This window comes from Desulforamulus profundi, from assembly GCF_002607855.1.
On the sequence record NZ_AWQQ01000131.1, the window covers coordinates 1 to 15,181 of the forward strand.

Consider the following 15,181-nt stretch of genomic DNA (forward strand, 5'->3'; position numbering starts at 1 on the left):
GAAACCCGCTGATGCCGCCGTATTGTCGCAGGGTGGCAAACTGGACCTGGCGGCCGGTCAGCAGCTTGTGCACATAACTCTGGTGACCCACGTCCCAGATAATCCGGTCCACCGCAGAGTTAAAAACCCGATGCAGGGCCAGGGTAAGTTCTACCACTCCCAGGTTGGGAGCCAGGTGACCGCCGGTCTCCGCCACGGTCTGAATAATGGTGTCTCGGATTTCATCGGCTAAACTTTTTAGTTGTTTAAGACTTAAGTTCTGTATGTCCTGAGGACTGTAAATGGTTTTTAATAATGAGGTCAAACCTTGTCCACCTTCTTTTTAAGACCTGGAACGATTCTTTTTTCCCAGGTTTTTACCAGTAAGTTTCTCCCAATAAGCCAAAACCTTACCTACCAAGAATATTACATCATTTGCCCTGGAGAGCGCTAGTGTTTTTCCTAATGCTTTGCCGGAAATCGTCAGGGAGGCAATCAGCGCCGTCATGATGATATTGGCCCAAAAGGCATCCGTGCCCGGGTTGTTACTAACTATTTTAACCACAATTGAGATCCCTAAAGCACCGCTCACTGTACCGACGATATCGCCAATGACATCGTTGCATATATTGGCAACCTTACCGGCATTGCGTAACAAAAAACACCTTCCTTCGCCCCGCGTACACGTTTGGCCGCTTTGGCATGAAAAGGTGCCTCCTGGGCAGCGGTAACCGCTGTTCCGATAATATCGGCAAAGATACCAATAAGTATAATAGTAAGCAAACCTGACAAGGATATAAGTACGCTTTGTACGATCCTGGTCATGGTTTCAGACAGGAGAGAGAAAATAACCGCCAAAAGGAAAGATCCAATGGAAACCAAAAGCAGGTAGCGACTCGAAACATTGGATTTATGATTACCCAAAAAGTTCACCTCATGTGAGTATGTAAAATTTAATAAGTGGTAGCAGATCAGGTAAATGTTGTGGCTTAGGTCCAGCAGGTTTTCCCATAGCGGTACCGGCTGTCGCCAAACCGGCGGTTTCCCATTAAACCCTATCTGAGGCGTCGCCGCTCTCAGGACTAGATTACCACTTAGTCCACACTTTAATCCCTGATCTACCCCGGCGTGGTGCCGGACAGCCTAGGAGTTTTCCTCGACAGCATCAATCTTTCTTAGACTCTTTTGCAGCAAAGGTTTCATCCCACAACAGCAGATTACGGGCCCGTATTCTGCCGCTGTACCAGAGGAATCCACCAGTGCCACTTCAAGTCAGGCTACACTGCACGCAGCTTCCTACCACATGCAGGTTAACAACCAAGCCATAGTTCGCCGTTTCCGACTCCCCACGCACTTGGGTCTCCACGGGGACGGGGTCGATGCCCACATGCCGTTGCAGGTCGCCCCATCCCCTTAACTCCCAGTACCAGCCCCCAACTGGGCGTCAAAAGCCAGCACCAGGAACTTCATCGATGTGCCCTTGACGGATTTTTAGGCCCGCCTTCGGAAAGGTGATGCTGACTAGGATACTGCATCACTTATTTTTAAGTATGTCTATTGCACGCTTTAAATTATAACATGCTTAAAACCTCTGCCTCAAATGCCCCTACGAACTAAACAAGACCAGCCGGTAGAATGGCAGGAGGTTTTTATCACGAAAACTCTTTTAATCATATACGCTATCGCTCTGGCTTGCGATAGCGATCTTTTTAATGATCTCTATTGATAATAAAATGCATCATCGACCGTAAAAATTCCGCTTCTGCATCAAAAATTTTCAGCGCATCAACGGCTTCCCGGGCAGCCGTGGCGGCCATTTCCCTGGCTTTTTCCAAGCCGTAAAGAGACGGTAGGTGACTTTTTGATTTTTTACGTCACTGCCCACCGGCTTGCCGATTTTTACCTCGTCTCCCTCAATGTCCAATAAATCATCTTTAATTTGAAAGGCTAAACCCATTTGCTCCGCATAGGTGGTCAGCGCCTCCAGTTGATTGCCGGCAGCTCCCCCGAGAATGGCTCCCGACCTAACGGCTGCTCTAAAAAGGGCACCTGTTTTATGACGGTGGATGTATTCCAGCACCTCGGCCTCAATGTGCTGGTTTTCGGAAAGGATGTCCACCACCTGGCCGCCGATTAGGCCGCGGGATCCTGCAGCCTGCGCGATTTCCAGAGTGACTCGGTTTACAGCCTCCGCGGGGTTGCTTTCCCCACACCGGGCAATCAGCTCAAAGGCCAGGGTCAGCAGCGCATCTCCTGCCAAAATGGCCATGGCTTCGCCGTACACCCTGTGGTTGGTGGGACGTCCCCGGCGAAAATCATCGTTATCCATGGCCGGCAGATCATCATGGACCAGGGAGTAGGCATGGATCAGTTCCAGGGCACAGGCCACCGGCATCACTTTGTCTGTGCTGCCCCCCACAGCCTTTGCCGCTGCCAATACCAGGATCGGCCGCAGCCTCTTGCCTCCCGCAAAAACACTGTAGCGCATGGCGTCGTGTATCGTGGCAGGATAGGCACCGCCGGCGGGAGGTACTCCTGGAGAGCCTCGTCCACTTGCTGGGACCAATGTTTTAGTTCCTCCATAAAAGGCACTAGCGATTCCCTCCCTGACAAAGTGAAGGCGCTTCTTTCAATTCACCGTCTGCCATAAGCATGCTGATTTTTTGTTCCGCTTGTTCCAAACAACCGTTGCAGTATTTAGACAGAGTGATTCCTTCCGCAAACAATTCCAGCGCCCGGTCCAAAGGGAGTTGGTTTGATTCCAATTCCTTGACCACTTCCTCCAATCTTGCCAGGGCCTGTTCAAAGGTAAGTTTTTCAGCCTCCATGTACATCCCTCACTATTCTTTCATACGGCCCCGAACGCTTGTCAGGTACTCCTGGAGATTTCCTCCGCCTCCAGGATCAGTTGTTCTTTTTCCGCAATGATGTTCTTAACTTTTTCCAGATCATTTATGTAAGCAAGGTTAGCGTCCACCATCATCAACGCCCCCTTCAGAGCCGCTTCCAGCAGGTGAGCCCCTACGCCCACATCGCTGATGGCCAACTTGGCGCCGATGGCGGCCAGTGAATTGGCGGCTTTTAGGCCCGACAGGCAGGTCCCGGCGATCTCCAGGGGAACTCCGGCAGACAGCAGGGCGGCCTGCTGCTTTTTTCCTCCCGCAGGGCCTTTTCTTCCGGGGTGTTTCTGGGCATGGCCAGCGCCTCCATGAAGCCGTGAAAGGCATCCATATCCCTTTGGGCCAGGGACTTCAATGTTTCTATATTCCTGTCCAGCGTGGTAATTAACCCGCTGATTTCCGTTTCCACATCTTTGTATTTTTCTTTCCCCAATGTAATGCGGGCCACCATGCTCAGCATGCCCGTGCCAAGGCAGCCGGTCATGGCAGAAACACCGCCGCCGCCCGGTTCCGGGGCAGGCGAAGCGGCTTTTTGGAATAATTCTTCCACCGACCAGTTTAAATAACCTAACATAATTGTTCAGCTTCCTCCCATTCCCTGGACTTCTCCTGCAGGTCAATACCTTTCACTAAGTTTTTCAGCATCAAAACGGTGGTTAAACTTCCCACGCCACCGGGAACCGGAGTGATAGCACCTGCCACTTCTTTTACCCGGTCAAAATCGACGTCCCCGGTGATCTGTCCGTCCACTTCGCTGATACCGGCATCCACCACCACCGCTCCGGGTTTCACCATATCCGCTGTAATTAAACCGGGCTTACCCACCGCCGAAACAAGGATATCCGCCTGCCGGGTAAAGCCGGCCAAATCGGTTGTCCGGGTGTGGCATACCGTGACGGTGGCGTTTTCGGCCAGGGCCATAAACACCAGAGGTTTTCCCACCGTCTCTCCCCGGCCTACGATCACCATGTGTTTGCCCGCCAGGGAGATGCCGGAACGTTTCATGATCTCCAGGCAGCTCATGGGCGTGGCGGGCTGCAGGCACACGCCGCCGCTAATTAAGTGCCCCCGGTTAAAGGGATGTAAGCCATCCACATCTTTCAGCGGGGAAACCGTTTCCATAACCCGCTGCTTGTTGACATGGGGAGGTAGGGGCATCATCAGTAAAATTCCGTGCACGGAATGATCGTTGTTAAGATCCTCTATTTTTAGCTTTACATAAAGTTCGCTGGCATTGGCCGGCAGCTGATGCAGTTCGAAAAGAACACCGGCATTGCCGCTGACCTTTTCCAGGAACTTGGCATAGGCCACCGAGGCAGGATCTTCTCCCACCAGGAGCACCGAGAGCTTGGCTTCCGTTCCCTTTTCTTTCAGCAACGTTATCTCTTGATTTAATTCTTCCCGGAGGATCGCCGCCACTTTTTTGCCATCCAATATTTGTGTCATGATGTCTCCTTCCTCGATGTTCGAGATTCTATTCAAAGTTCGATTTCTGTTTACGTTAAATTTCCACCGATTCGAACTTTATATTTTTATCCTCGACCGTTGATTCGACGGTGCAATGAATCTTTCCTTTATTTAGCAGTACATGAACAGTCTGTCCTGTTTCCAAGCTGCCAGCATCGGTTACCACTTTTCCTTCGCTTGTGGTGCAAATGCTGTAGCCTCTGGCCATGGTGGCCAGGGGGCTCAGGATATGTAATTTTCCGGCCAGGCCGGCCAACAACGCTGTTTTATCTGCCAGAAAGAGTTTCCCGGCCCGCTGCAGATTGGTGGTGAGCATATCCACAGTCTGCTGCCGGTTGCCGGTGATCAGGTAAGGTCGCTGCAGCGGTTGGCTGGTGGTACAATTTTTTACTCTCTGCCGGACCCGTTCCATGCCGTTGGTAATGCCTTTGGTAAGCCTCTGTTCCATGCTTTGCAGGTAACGTGCCATTTCCCGGCAGTCGGGCACCACTAGTTCCGCCGCCGCCGATGGGGTGGGAGCACGCAAATCAGCCACCATATCCGCAATGGTATAGTCCGTTTCATGACCCACCGCCGAAATAACCGGGATGCGGGAATTGGCAATGGCCAGTGCCACCTCTTCGGTATTGAAGGCCCATAATTCTTCCAGGGACCCGCCGCCCCGCCCCACAATTACGACATCGATGTCTTGCAAGCCGTTCATTTGGGCGATGGCCCGGGCGATGGACGCCGGCGCTCCCTCTCCCTGTACCAGAACCGGCGCCAGGATAATTTGCACCTTTGGCCAGCGCCGGCGGATAATGTTGAGCATGTCCTGCACCGCTGCCCCGGTAGGCGAGGTGATGATCCCCACCACCCTGGGAATTCTGGGGAGGGGACGTTTCCTGCCCGGGTCAAATAGGCCCCGGGCGGCCAACTTTTGCTTCAGCTGCTCAAAGGCAATATACAACGCCCCGATTCCCTCCGGTTCCATGCCCTCGGCATAGAGCTGGTAGCTGCCGTCCCGCTCATATACGGAGATGTAGCCGTGAATAACCACAGACATGCCGTTTTCCGGCCGAAACAAAAGCCCCCTGGCCCGGGAACGAAACATAACCACCTTGAGGCAGGCGTCCCGGTCCTTCAGAGTAAGGTAAATGTGCCCGGAGCTATGGTTTTTAAGGTTAGATATTTCCCCTTTTACCCAGGTGTTAGCCAGCAGGAAATCGTTTTCGATTTTATCTTTTATGTATTTGGTAAGCTCTGAAACGGAAAGGATTTTCATTCTGTAGTTCCTCTCAATTGGGGGTCTGGCCCCTTTAATATATAGACTTAAGGGTATTCCTTCTGGGTCTTGTTGTTAGACTTATATGCATTACTATCGGGTCTAGCCTTTTTAACATAAGTATTTTCATCATAATACCTAGTTTACTAAAAACTGGGCCCTTAAGGAATACCCTTAAGTCTAACAACAGGACCCAAAAGCATTTTTCTAAGACAAATAGCCCATAAATAAAAGTGTACCGCCCTGTGAAGGGGCGATACACCTTTTAGCTTACATTTATATTCGTTAGTTTTTCTTCGGTCCCTTGGCCATTAAATAATCGTGAATGCTCTGGGCGGCAACCCGTCCGGCACCCATGGCCTTGATTACGGTGGCAGCCCCGGTTACCACATCGCCGCCGGCATAAACGCCTTCTTTGGATGTTTTGCCAAAGTCGTCGGCAACAATGTTGCCCCGCTTGTTGGTTTCCAAATCCGGTGTGGTTTTGGTAATCAGCGGGTTCGGTCCCTGGCCGATGGCCACGATGGTAACATCGACGGGAAGCACGAATTCGGAGCCCGGTATGGCCACCGGCTTCCGGCGGCCGGAGGCATCCGGTTCGCCCAGTTCCATCTTAATGCATTCCAGACCCGTCAGCCAGCCCTCTTCGTTGCCGATGTAGCGGGTGGGGTTGGTCAGGAAGAGGAACTTGACGCCTTCTTCTTCGGCATGCTCGATTTCTTCCAGACGGGCAGGCAGCTCGGCCCGGGAACGACGGTACACGATATAAACTTCTTCGGCGCCCAGGCGGAGGGCGGTACGGGCTGCGTCCATGGCTACGTTGCCGCCGCCCAGGACAGCCACCTTCTTGCCGACCTTAATCGGGGTATCGCACTCGGGGAAGCAGTAAGCTTTCATTAAATTGGAGCGAGTCAGGAACTCGTTGGCGGAATAAACCCCGTTGAAGTTCTCGCCGGGCAGGTTCATGAAGTAGGGTGTTCCTGCACCGGTGCCCAGGAAGACAGCGTCATATCCTTCTTCTTCAAACAGTTCATCCAGGGAGGCAATTTGCCCGACGATGGCGTTGGTTTCAATTTCCACGCCCATCTTTTTCAAGTTTTCAATTTCCTTTTGCACAATCCGCTTGGGCAAACGGAACTCGGGAATACCATACATGAGAACACCGCCGGGTGTGTGCAGCGCTTCAAAGATGGTTACGCTGTGGCCCCAGCGTGCCAGGTCGGCGGCACAGGCCAGACCGGCAGGACCGGAACCAACAATGGCCACTTTATAACCGGTGGGTTCTGCCTTTTCAATCTCTTCTTCTTTATTTACGATGTAGTCGCCCACAAAACGCTCCAGACGGCCAATGCCGACGGGCTCGTTTTTCTTGCCCACAACACAGAATTTTTCGCACTGGTGTTCCTGGGGGCATACCCGTCCGCAAACCGCGGGCAGAGCGTTGGTGCGTTTGATAACCTTGGCGGCTTCATCAAATTTTCTTTCTTTAACCAGAGCGATAAACTCCGGAATGTCTACACTAACAGGGCAGCCCTGCTTACAGAAAGGCTTTTTACAGTTAAGGCAGCGCTCGGCTTCGGCCACTGCTAATTCTTCGGTGTATCCCAGGGCCACTTCATCAAAGTTTTTTGCCCGTACCTGGGGGTCCTGATGGGGCATAGGATGCTTTTTCGGAATAATTTGTTTAGCCATGGCATTTACCTCCTCCACCACAGCCACAACCGCCCCGGTTCAGAGCGTGCTGTTCTTCGGATTTATACTTGCGGGAACGCATTAACTGTTCTTCAAAATCAACTAAATGACCATCGAATTCAGGGCCGTCTACACAGACGAACCGGGTTTCTCCTCCCACCGTTACCCGGCAGGCGCCGCACATGCCTGTGCCGTCCACCATAATGGAGTTCAAGCTGACCATGGTCTTGATTTCATATTCTTTGGTCAGGTTAGCAACCGCCCGCATCATGGGCAGGGGGCCAATGGCCATGACCAGATCGGGTTTTCCCGCACTTTCAATATATTCCCGCAGGACGTCAGTTACAAAGCCCTTGCGGACATAGGAACCGTCATCGGTGGTCACCAGCAGTTCGTGGCATGCGTCCTTCATACGCTCTTCCCAGAAAATCAGTTCTTTGTTACGAGCGCCCATGATGCCAACAACGTGGTTGCCTGCGGCCTTCATATCCCTGGCGATGGGGAAAACCGGAGCACCCCGACACCCCCCGCAACCATAACTACTTTACCAAACCTTTCTACATGAGAAGGAACACCCAGGGGGCCCACGAAATCCTGCACGGCATCACCGGCATTCAGTTTGGCTAATTTTTTGGTGGAATAACCGGCCTCCGCAAATACAATGGTAATGGTCCCTGCTTCCCGGTTATAATCTGCAATGGTAAGGGGAATCCTTTCCCCGTTTTCGTCTACTCTCAGGATAACAAATTGCCCCGCTTTGGCTTTTTTGGCCACCTTGGGAGCAAGAATTTCATATTCATGGATGGCCGGCGCCAAAGTCTCTTTGGATATAATCTGATACATCCTGGTTTCCTCCTCTCTGAACATTTAGACTACAATGTATAGCATACCAAGTTTTTAAACGGGTATCTAATGTAAATAGTTTCTAGTCCTTCTCAATCAAGGCGGCTGTTTCTGCTTCCTCACCTTCGCTGTTAGGCAAGAACTTACCCAAAATGCCGTTTACGAACCTGCCGGAATCCGCTCCGCCAAAAATCTTGGCCAGTTCCACCGCTTCGTTCACCGACACGTTTGGGGGAATATCTTCCCGGAACTTCAATTCATAAAGGGCCAGCCGTATGATGTTGCGGTCAACGTTGGCCATGCGGCTTAACTGCCACTCTTTGCTAACCCTGCTGATCAGTGCGTCTATTTCATCTATGTGCTCCAGGGTGCCTTTAACTAATTGTCGTGCAAACTCCAATTCCTGGGGACCTGCTCCAAACTCCTCTGCAGTGTTTTTGATGGCAAAGTCCGGTTCGTTTTTTCCCACGTCAATTTGAAACAAAGCCTGCAGCGCAGTTTCCCTGGCCTGCCTTCTACCCAAGTTAGGACCTCCTCTAAAGTCATAGTTCTTCTGCCTCTAGTTTTACCCAGGATGCAGTGTTACAAAACATTCCCCAAGCTGTCACCAACGGTCCCGAAAAAGCCGGTCAAAGGCCCCCCGGAAATCGAAGTGTTCGTCCACCCCCTTGCCGATAAAATAACCAGCAGTGACACAAAAGGCCACAAAAACAGCCTTAAAAAAACCGTAGCTGACGGCAAACCAGCCAAACAACAGGCCAAGGATTACTCCCATGGCTTTGCCCTGGTGGTTTTCTAAAATTTCCTGCATAAATTTAATGAACATCTCACACCCTCCCTCCTGCGGGCCTACTCAACCCTGGGACGGTTGGTGGAAATATTGTCTACAATGATTTTAATGTCGTTGACGGTAATCCCTGTGGTCTGGGATATATACTCCTGGACCCGCTGCTGGATTTCCCGGCTCATTTCAGGAATGCTGATATCCGGGGCCACAACGGCCCTGATATGCAATCCCATTCCCCCGGTGGTCTGGATTACGCTGGGCCTTACATCCTTTACACCGGGAATTTGATAAACCACCTTTTTTACCAAATTCTCAATGGCTTGCAGCGAAATGCGTACTTGTCCCAGTTTATAGTCGTGCACAACCGCCCTGCCGGACTGGCGCCGGGTCAGGGATACCCATAGCAATCGCAGGCCGATCAACAGCAGCAGCCCGATAAAGACAGACAGGTACAACTGCAGGTCAAATACATAGGGGCTTTGCCAGAGGAAGTACAGGGGCTGCTGCCACCAGCCGGAAACAATGGACAGCAGCAGCGAACAAAACAGTGTCATTAACAATGTGTAAACAACAAGAAGGCCACGATCAAAGGGGCTCACAAATCCCCCTCCCTTTTTACTATAATACTATAACCGAACGATAAATAAAAGCATAATTTCCTATAATACTATGTTTGGTTTAAGTTATAAATATAAAATGCGGAACCAATAATATATTGGTTCCGATTTTAGATAGGACTATTTAAATTTGGGTTATCTTACACGGTTCGGTTCTTCTTCCTTGGTTTCCGGGTTGGCAAAGGCCACTCCCTGTACATGGACGTTCACTTCCACCACAGAGAGGCCGGTCATTCCTTCAATGGCGCGTTTTACATTCATTTGAATTTGGGATGCCACATCCGGAATCCGTACGCCAAATTCTACAATGACAAAGAGGTCAACAGCAGCTTCCTTTTCGCCAACCTCTACCTTGACGCCCTTGGACAGGTTCTTCCGTCCCAGCATTTCGGCAATGCCGCCGCCAATGCCGCCGCTCATGCCTGCCACACCGGGAACTTCGGTAGCCGCCATGCCGGCGATGACTCCTACCACATCATCGGAAATGCGGATACCGCCCAAACCCTCCTGGGGAGTCATAACCACTATATCCCGTTTATTGTCTGCCATGGTACACCTCCAAATGATCCATTCACTTCCATGTGCATTATAGCATATTTTGGTAAGGCACGGCAACTCGGGTTACTGCTCCGGCAAAATGCGTCTCTGAATAAAGTTGGTGTAGACTTCTCCCCGCCGGAAGAAGGCATTGTTAAGGACTTTCTTGTGGAAGGGGATGGTGGTGGGAATTCCCTCCACCACAAATTCATCCAAAGCCCTTTGCATTCTGCGAATGGCCTCTTCCCGGTCCCTGCCCCAGACTATTAATTTGCCAATCATCGAATCATAAAAGGGCGGAATGACATAGCCCGTAAAGGCAGCGCTGTCCACTCTTACGCCGAGGCCGCCGGGAGCATGATACAACCGGATGGTGCCGGGGTGGGGCATAAAATTTTTGTCCGGGTCTTCCGCATTAATGCGGCACTCAATGGCCCAACCGTCGATGCGAATGTCATTCTGGCCGTAGCCAAGGGGTTCTCCGGCAGCGATACGGATTTGCTCTTTAATCAAATCAATACCGGTAATCAGTTCGGTGACCGGGTGCTCCACCTGAATCCGGGTATTCATTTCAATAAAATAGAAGCGGTTATTCTTGTCCAGCAGAAATTCAACGGTTCCCGCATTGTAATACCCTACCGCTTTGGATGCTTTAATGGCCATTTCGCCCATTTTACGGCGCAGGGAAGGAGTTAGTGCCACCGAGGGAGCCTCTTCAATGACCTTCTGGTTGCGGCGCTGCACCGAGCAGTCCCGCTCTCCCAGATAAACCAGGTTCCCTTCTTTGTCCCCCAGCACTTGAATTTCTATGTGGCGGGGCTGCTCCACATATTTCTCCAAATAAACATCCCCGTTGCCGAAGGCGGCCTGGGCTTCGTTCCTGGCAGTGCTGATGGCCTTCAGCAAATCCTCTTCACTGTGGGCTACCCGCATGCCGCGTCCGCCGCCGCCGGCGGAAGCCTTGATTAAAACCGGGTAGCCAATTTCCCTGGCAATGGCAACGGCTTCTTCATCGTTCTTGACAGCCCCTTCAGAGCCGGGAACCACCGGCACACCGGCCTTGATCATGGTGCTACGGGCCAGGGCTTTGTTCCCCATGTACTCAATGGCATGGCTGAAGGACCTATAAAGGTAATGCCACAGTCCTCGCAAATCATGGCAAAATTTGCATTTTCAGCCAAAAAACCGTAACCGGGGTGGATTGCATCCGCCCCAGATACTTCCGCTGCACTGATAATATTGGTAATGTTTAAATAACTCCTGCCCGAGGGAGCCGGCCCGATGCAGTAGGCTTCATCGGCCAGGCGAACAGGCAAACTGTCCCTGTCCGCCTCAGAGTAGACCATCACCGTCTTAATGCCTAACTCCTGGCAGGCACGGATGATTCTCAGGGCAATCTCACCCCGGTTGGCAATCAGTATTTTTTTAAACATGCGCTCTCCCTACTTCTTCTTTATCAAGAACAATTTCTGTCCGTACTCAACGGGCTGACCGTTTTCCACCAGGATTTCTACAACTTCACCGGCCACTTCCGCTTCGATTTCGTTCATTAGTTTCATGGCTTCAATAATGCACAGGGTCTGGCCCTGCTGCACAACGTCCCCGACCTTCACAAAGGGATCGGCATCCGGGGCCGGCGCCTGGTAAAAGGTTCCTACCATGGGTGCGGTAACGGGCACCAGGCCTTCGGCGGACTGGCCGGGCGTTGCCGCCGGAGCGGCTGGGGCAATGGGGGCCTCCTGAGTTTTCAGGGTCTCCGCAGCCGGGGTCTCCACCGCAGGCGCAGCAGCCGGCGCTGTTACAGAGGCAGACACCTTGCCACCCTTGCGGATGGACACTTTAACCCCGTCACTTTCCAGATCTATTTCAGTAATATCCGTTTGGTCCAGTACTTTAATCAGTTCTTTTAATTCGCTAAGGTTCACGTTTTTGGCCTCCTTGGTCCTCTTGGCGCCACTAGCGTCAGCGGGTGCTCCCGGCTTGATGGATGCGGCCTTCCGGTGGGGGCCTGTTTCTCCCCTTTTCCGGGCCTCAAAAAACTTCCGGGCCACCTGGGGGAACATGGCGTAGGTCAGCACATCCTCCTGCTAATGGCCAAATCTTTAATTTCTTCCCTTAGTTTATCCAATTTTGGTTCCAGTAAGTCCGCAGGGCGGCAGGTGATGGGTTCCTTATCTCCCAGCACCTTACGGCTGATGGCCGGGTCAATGGTGGCCGGCGGTTGGCCGTAGTACCCCTGGACATACAGTTTTACTTCGCCGGGAATCAGCTTGTAACGCTGTCCGGTGAGCACGTTCAATACCGCCTGGGTGCCCACAATCTGGCTGGTGGGCGTAACCAGCGGCGGGTAGCCCAGTTCCTCCTTACCCGGGGAATCTCCTCCAGCACTTCGTCCAGCCGGTGCAGGGCCTTCTGTTCTTCCAACTGGGATACCAGGTTGGAAATCATGCCGCCGGGCACCTGGTGCTCAAACACCCGCATGTCGCTGATGCGGGTTACACCACGCTGCTGCCCCAGTTGTTTCCGAAGATCCTCAAAATACTGGGCAACTTCAAACAGGGATTTGATGCTTAAGCCTGTGTCATAGGGGGTTCCCTTAAGGGCCCGCACAACGGTCTCAACGGGGGGCTGAGAGGCACCGAAGGCCAAGGGAACCGAGGCCGTGTCCACCACATCCACACCGGCTTCAGCCGCCTTGAGGTAAGACCCTACGGCCATGCCGCCGATGTAATGACAGTGCAGCTGCACAGGAACATTTAAATGAGCTTTAAACAGTTTCACCAGTTCGTAGGATTTAAAGGGTGCCAAAAGTCCGGCCATGTCCTTGATGCAAATGGAGTCGGCGCCCATTTCCTCCAATCGCAGGGCGGTTTCCAGGTAATGCTGGGTGGTATGGACCGGGCTTACGGTGTAGACCACGGTGGCCTGGGCATGGGCCCCGGCCCGCTTGGTAACCTGCAGGGCCTTTTCCATATTGCGGATATCGTTTAAGGCATCAAATATCCGGATGATATCCATGCCGTTCTCTACGGTTTTATGAACAAAGGCTTCCAGTATGTCATCGGGATAATGCATGTAGCCTAACAGTGATTGCCCCGGAGCAGCATTTGCAGGGGGGTGTTCTTTACATTCTTTTTAATCAGCCGGAGACGCTCCCAGGGGTCTTCATTGAGAAAGCGCAGGCAAACATCAAAGGTTGCCCCGCCCCAGACCTCCAGGGAGTGATAACCCATTTGATCCAGTTTTTCCAGGATGGGCAGCATATCCTCAGTGGCCATTCTGGTCGCCCACAGGCTTTGGTGTCCGTCCCTCAAGCTGGTGTCGGTGATTCTCAAACGATGCGTCATAGTTCCTCCTCCCCTAACAAAAACAACAGAAAACTCAGGTTATTGTAAAACCAAACAACCTGAGCGGGTCCGTCAGTTGCCGTCAAAAAGATTGAATTTAGTTACAATATAAATTATATAGAAGGATTGGAGGTTTGGCTACCAAGCAATTACAAGTATACAATATTTCTGAGGATTTTGCCAAAAACCTGCTCGCATTTTACTTTTTGTACAAACTTTTTCCATTAATAACAGGTGTTACAGGTATGTCTAAAATGGGAGCCGGATCGTGGAGGTGCATAGTGGGAAAAGCCCGTCTGACTAGCTTTGTTAATACTTCGGTATAATCACGATGTTCTGCGGGTTGACCTGGGTACTGCGCGACACCAGATCGGTAATCTTGATGGCGTCCTCCTGGTTCATGTCCTTTGATTGAATGACCACGGTGACGGTCTTGCCTTCCAGGAACACCACCGCATCCCTGTATCCTTTGGCTCGGATGAGGCTTTCCACTTCCAATTCCTTTTGTAAATTGCTGCTGATTACATATAGCTGTTCCTGGGCTTTCTTCCGAATGTCCGGGTCGGAATTAACATTATTGATAATTTCCCTGGCGATTTCAATCTGGTGCCCCCGGCTTCGTTCCCTTTCCAAGCGATACTCCACAAAGAAGCCGCTGCCCTCTTTCATCACGTCGTCCACCTGGTTTCCTGTCTCCTCCTGTTCAACCTGTACGGCGTTGCCGGAAGGAGTGCTGTCGGGCTTAATGATGTTCCCGGCGGCATCTTTGGCATTTTCCAAGGAGGGTTCCTGTTTCTCAGGTGCATATTTGCCGCTTTCCTGGATCACCGGGGGGTTGGCCATTCTCACTGCATCTTTTACCTCGCGGATCCCGCCCTTGTAGCCCACAGCCAGCAAGGTGATCCCAACGACTGTTAACAGTCCAAGGAACCAAAAGCGCTTGGACATATCATTCACCTGCCTTTCTGGCCATTACAATGACCTTCTGGGGTTCCACCCCTAAAGCCACCTGGGTGGCTCTGAATAACTGCGCCTTTACGCCAGGGTCACCGGCGCCGTCTGCCACCACCAGCACACCGGCTACGGTGGGTGCAATTTCCCTGCTCATCACCGGGGTTTCTTCACCGTTACGGCTGACCAGCACCAGCTGCCCGGTGTCGGTGTCCTCCGTAAGGACCCTGGTTCCACCGGACTGGTCTTTCTCCTGGGTGGTTTTCTTACCGGTGGACGTATTGACAGCGTATTCCGTCTGAGTGGAATTTTCCAATCTTACCGTAACTTTAACTTTGCCCGCTCCCTCCACCTGTTCCAGCATTTGGCATAACTTCTGGGACAGGTACTCCTCTTCGGAAGCCATGGCCGTCTTGGCCTGGTTGTTCTGATTTTGGATGACTGCGGCTTTTTCCTGGACCGGCGGTGGTGTCTTGGCGGATTTATCATTACCCAGCCCGCCCAGGAACAGCAAACCAATTCCGATCACGGCACCGGCGGCCAGCAGCTTTATTTTTTTCATTTGCTCCTTCTTCGGTCCGTCCGCCTCTCCGTCTCCTACCAGGTTTTTTAACCAGCTCATAGAAAACCCTCCTTGCCTGATAGTGTAGTTCTTTGGGGTCTAGTTGCTAGCCTAATAGGCATTTCTCTGGGGTCCTGTTGTTAGTTGGGGAATATCTAGAGGGCCCATCGTAGTTGTGAAGTTAACTATTAACTAGACCCTTAAGGAATACCCTTAAGTCAAACAGCTATTTCTC

General features: G+C 51.9%; 11 protein-coding genes and 6 pseudogenes. All 17 read right to left on the minus strand.

Annotated features, from left to right (window positions below; genetic code table 11):
• On the minus strand, positions 1-304 hold a 304-nt coding region (locus tag P378_RS17205; protein ID WP_274378767.1), incomplete at its 3' end, for a 1-deoxy-D-xylulose-5-phosphate synthase N-terminal domain-containing protein.
• A gap of 18 nt (positions 305-322) precedes the next feature.
• Positions 323-903: pseudogene (locus P378_RS17210) on the minus strand (hypothetical protein).
• 785 nt (positions 904-1,688) lie between these two features.
• Positions 1,689-2,571: pseudogene (locus P378_RS17215) on the minus strand (polyprenyl synthetase family protein).
• Positions 2,571-2,807: an exodeoxyribonuclease VII small subunit gene (gene xseB / locus P378_RS17220; RefSeq protein WP_099084072.1), complete on the minus strand. Its 237-nt coding sequence runs from the start codon at positions 2,805-2,807 to the stop codon at positions 2,571-2,573. The pseudogene P378_RS17215 and the gene xseB overlap by 1 nt, the downstream one beginning before the upstream one ends.
• Positions 2,808-2,848: 41 nt before the next feature.
• Positions 2,849-3,453: pseudogene (locus P378_RS17225) on the minus strand (cyclodeaminase/cyclohydrolase family protein).
• Complete coding sequence (locus tag P378_RS17230; RefSeq protein ID WP_099084073.1) at positions 3,447-4,325, minus strand: bifunctional 5,10-methylenetetrahydrofolate dehydrogenase/5,10-methenyltetrahydrofolate cyclohydrolase; 879 nt, start codon at positions 4,323-4,325, stop codon at positions 3,447-3,449. The pseudogene P378_RS17225 and the gene P378_RS17230 overlap by 7 nt, the downstream one beginning before the upstream one ends.
• A 55-nt stretch (positions 4,326-4,380) precedes the next feature.
• Complete coding sequence (gene xseA / locus P378_RS17235; RefSeq protein WP_099084074.1) at positions 4,381-5,610, minus strand: exodeoxyribonuclease VII large subunit; 1,230 nt, start codon at positions 5,608-5,610, stop codon at positions 4,381-4,383.
• A 285-nt stretch (positions 5,611-5,895) separates the two neighbouring features.
• Positions 5,896-7,302, minus strand: a complete 1,407-nt coding sequence (gene gltA / locus P378_RS17240; protein WP_099084075.1) for an NADPH-dependent glutamate synthase — start codon at positions 7,300-7,302, stop codon at positions 5,896-5,898.
• A pseudogene (locus P378_RS17245) lies at positions 7,295-8,145 on the minus strand (sulfide/dihydroorotate dehydrogenase-like FAD/NAD-binding protein). Before P378_RS17245 ends, gltA begins: the two are co-directional and overlap by 8 nt.
• An 82-nt stretch (positions 8,146-8,227) precedes the next feature.
• Complete coding sequence (nusB, locus tag P378_RS17250) at positions 8,228-8,668, minus strand: transcription antitermination factor NusB (RefSeq protein WP_099084076.1); 441 nt, start codon at positions 8,666-8,668, stop codon at positions 8,228-8,230.
• A gap of 81 nt (positions 8,669-8,749) precedes the next feature.
• The gene (locus P378_RS17255) at positions 8,750-8,971 is read right to left on the minus strand and encodes a DUF2273 domain-containing protein (RefSeq protein ID WP_099084077.1); all 222 of its coding nucleotides are present in this window, start codon (positions 8,969-8,971) and stop codon (positions 8,750-8,752) included.
• 23 nt (positions 8,972-8,994) lie between these two features.
• On the minus strand, positions 8,995-9,531 hold the full coding sequence (amaP, locus tag P378_RS17260; protein ID WP_099084078.1) for an alkaline shock response membrane anchor protein AmaP: 537 nt from the start codon (positions 9,529-9,531) through the stop codon (positions 8,995-8,997).
• Positions 9,532-9,684: 153 nt separating this feature from the next.
• A complete protein-coding gene (locus tag P378_RS17265; RefSeq protein ID WP_099084079.1) occupies positions 9,685-10,098 on the minus strand; it encodes an Asp23/Gls24 family envelope stress response protein in 414 nt (137 codons plus the stop codon).
• 72 nt (positions 10,099-10,170) lie between these two features.
• A pseudogene (gene accC / locus P378_RS17270) lies at positions 10,171-11,519 on the minus strand (acetyl-CoA carboxylase biotin carboxylase subunit).
• A gap of 9 nt (positions 11,520-11,528) precedes the next feature.
• Positions 11,529-13,433 (minus strand): annotated as a pseudogene (gene accB, locus P378_RS17275) (acetyl-CoA carboxylase biotin carboxyl carrier protein).
• Positions 13,434-13,742: 309 nt separating this feature from the next.
• Positions 13,743-14,381, minus strand: a complete 639-nt coding sequence (locus P378_RS17280; protein ID WP_099084080.1) for a SpoIIIAH-like family protein — start codon at positions 14,379-14,381, stop codon at positions 13,743-13,745.
• A gap of 1 nt (position 14,382) precedes the next feature.
• Complete coding sequence (locus tag P378_RS17285; protein ID WP_099084081.1) at positions 14,383-15,006, minus strand: hypothetical protein; 624 nt, start codon at positions 15,004-15,006, stop codon at positions 14,383-14,385.
• Positions 15,007-15,181: the final 175 nt, after the last annotated feature.

Coding starts and splice junctions, on each gene's coding strand:
- xseB (WP_099084072.1), bottom strand. CDS start 2,807: ATGGAGGCTGAAAAACTTACCTTTGAACAGGCCCTGGCAAGATTGGAG.
- P378_RS17230 (WP_099084073.1), bottom strand. CDS start 4,325: ATGACACAAATATTGGATGGCAAAAAAGTGGCGGCGATCCTCCGGGAA.
- xseA (WP_099084074.1), bottom strand. CDS start 5,610: ATGAAAATCCTTTCCGTTTCAGAGCTTACCAAATACATAAAAGATAAA.
- gltA (WP_099084075.1), bottom strand. CDS start 7,302: ATGGCTAAACAAATTATTCCGAAAAAGCATCCTATGCCCCATCAGGAC.
- P378_RS17255 (WP_099084077.1), bottom strand. CDS start 8,971: ATGTTCATTAAATTTATGCAGGAAATTTTAGAAAACCACCAGGGCAAA.
- P378_RS17265 (WP_099084079.1), bottom strand. CDS start 10,098: ATGGCAGACAATAAACGGGATATAGTGGTTATGACTCCCCAGGAGGGT.
- P378_RS17280 (WP_099084080.1), bottom strand. CDS start 14,381: ATGTCCAAGCGCTTTTGGTTCCTTGGACTGTTAACAGTCGTTGGGATC.
- P378_RS17285 (WP_099084081.1), bottom strand. CDS start 15,006: ATGAGCTGGTTAAAAAACCTGGTAGGAGACGGAGAGGCGGACGGACCG.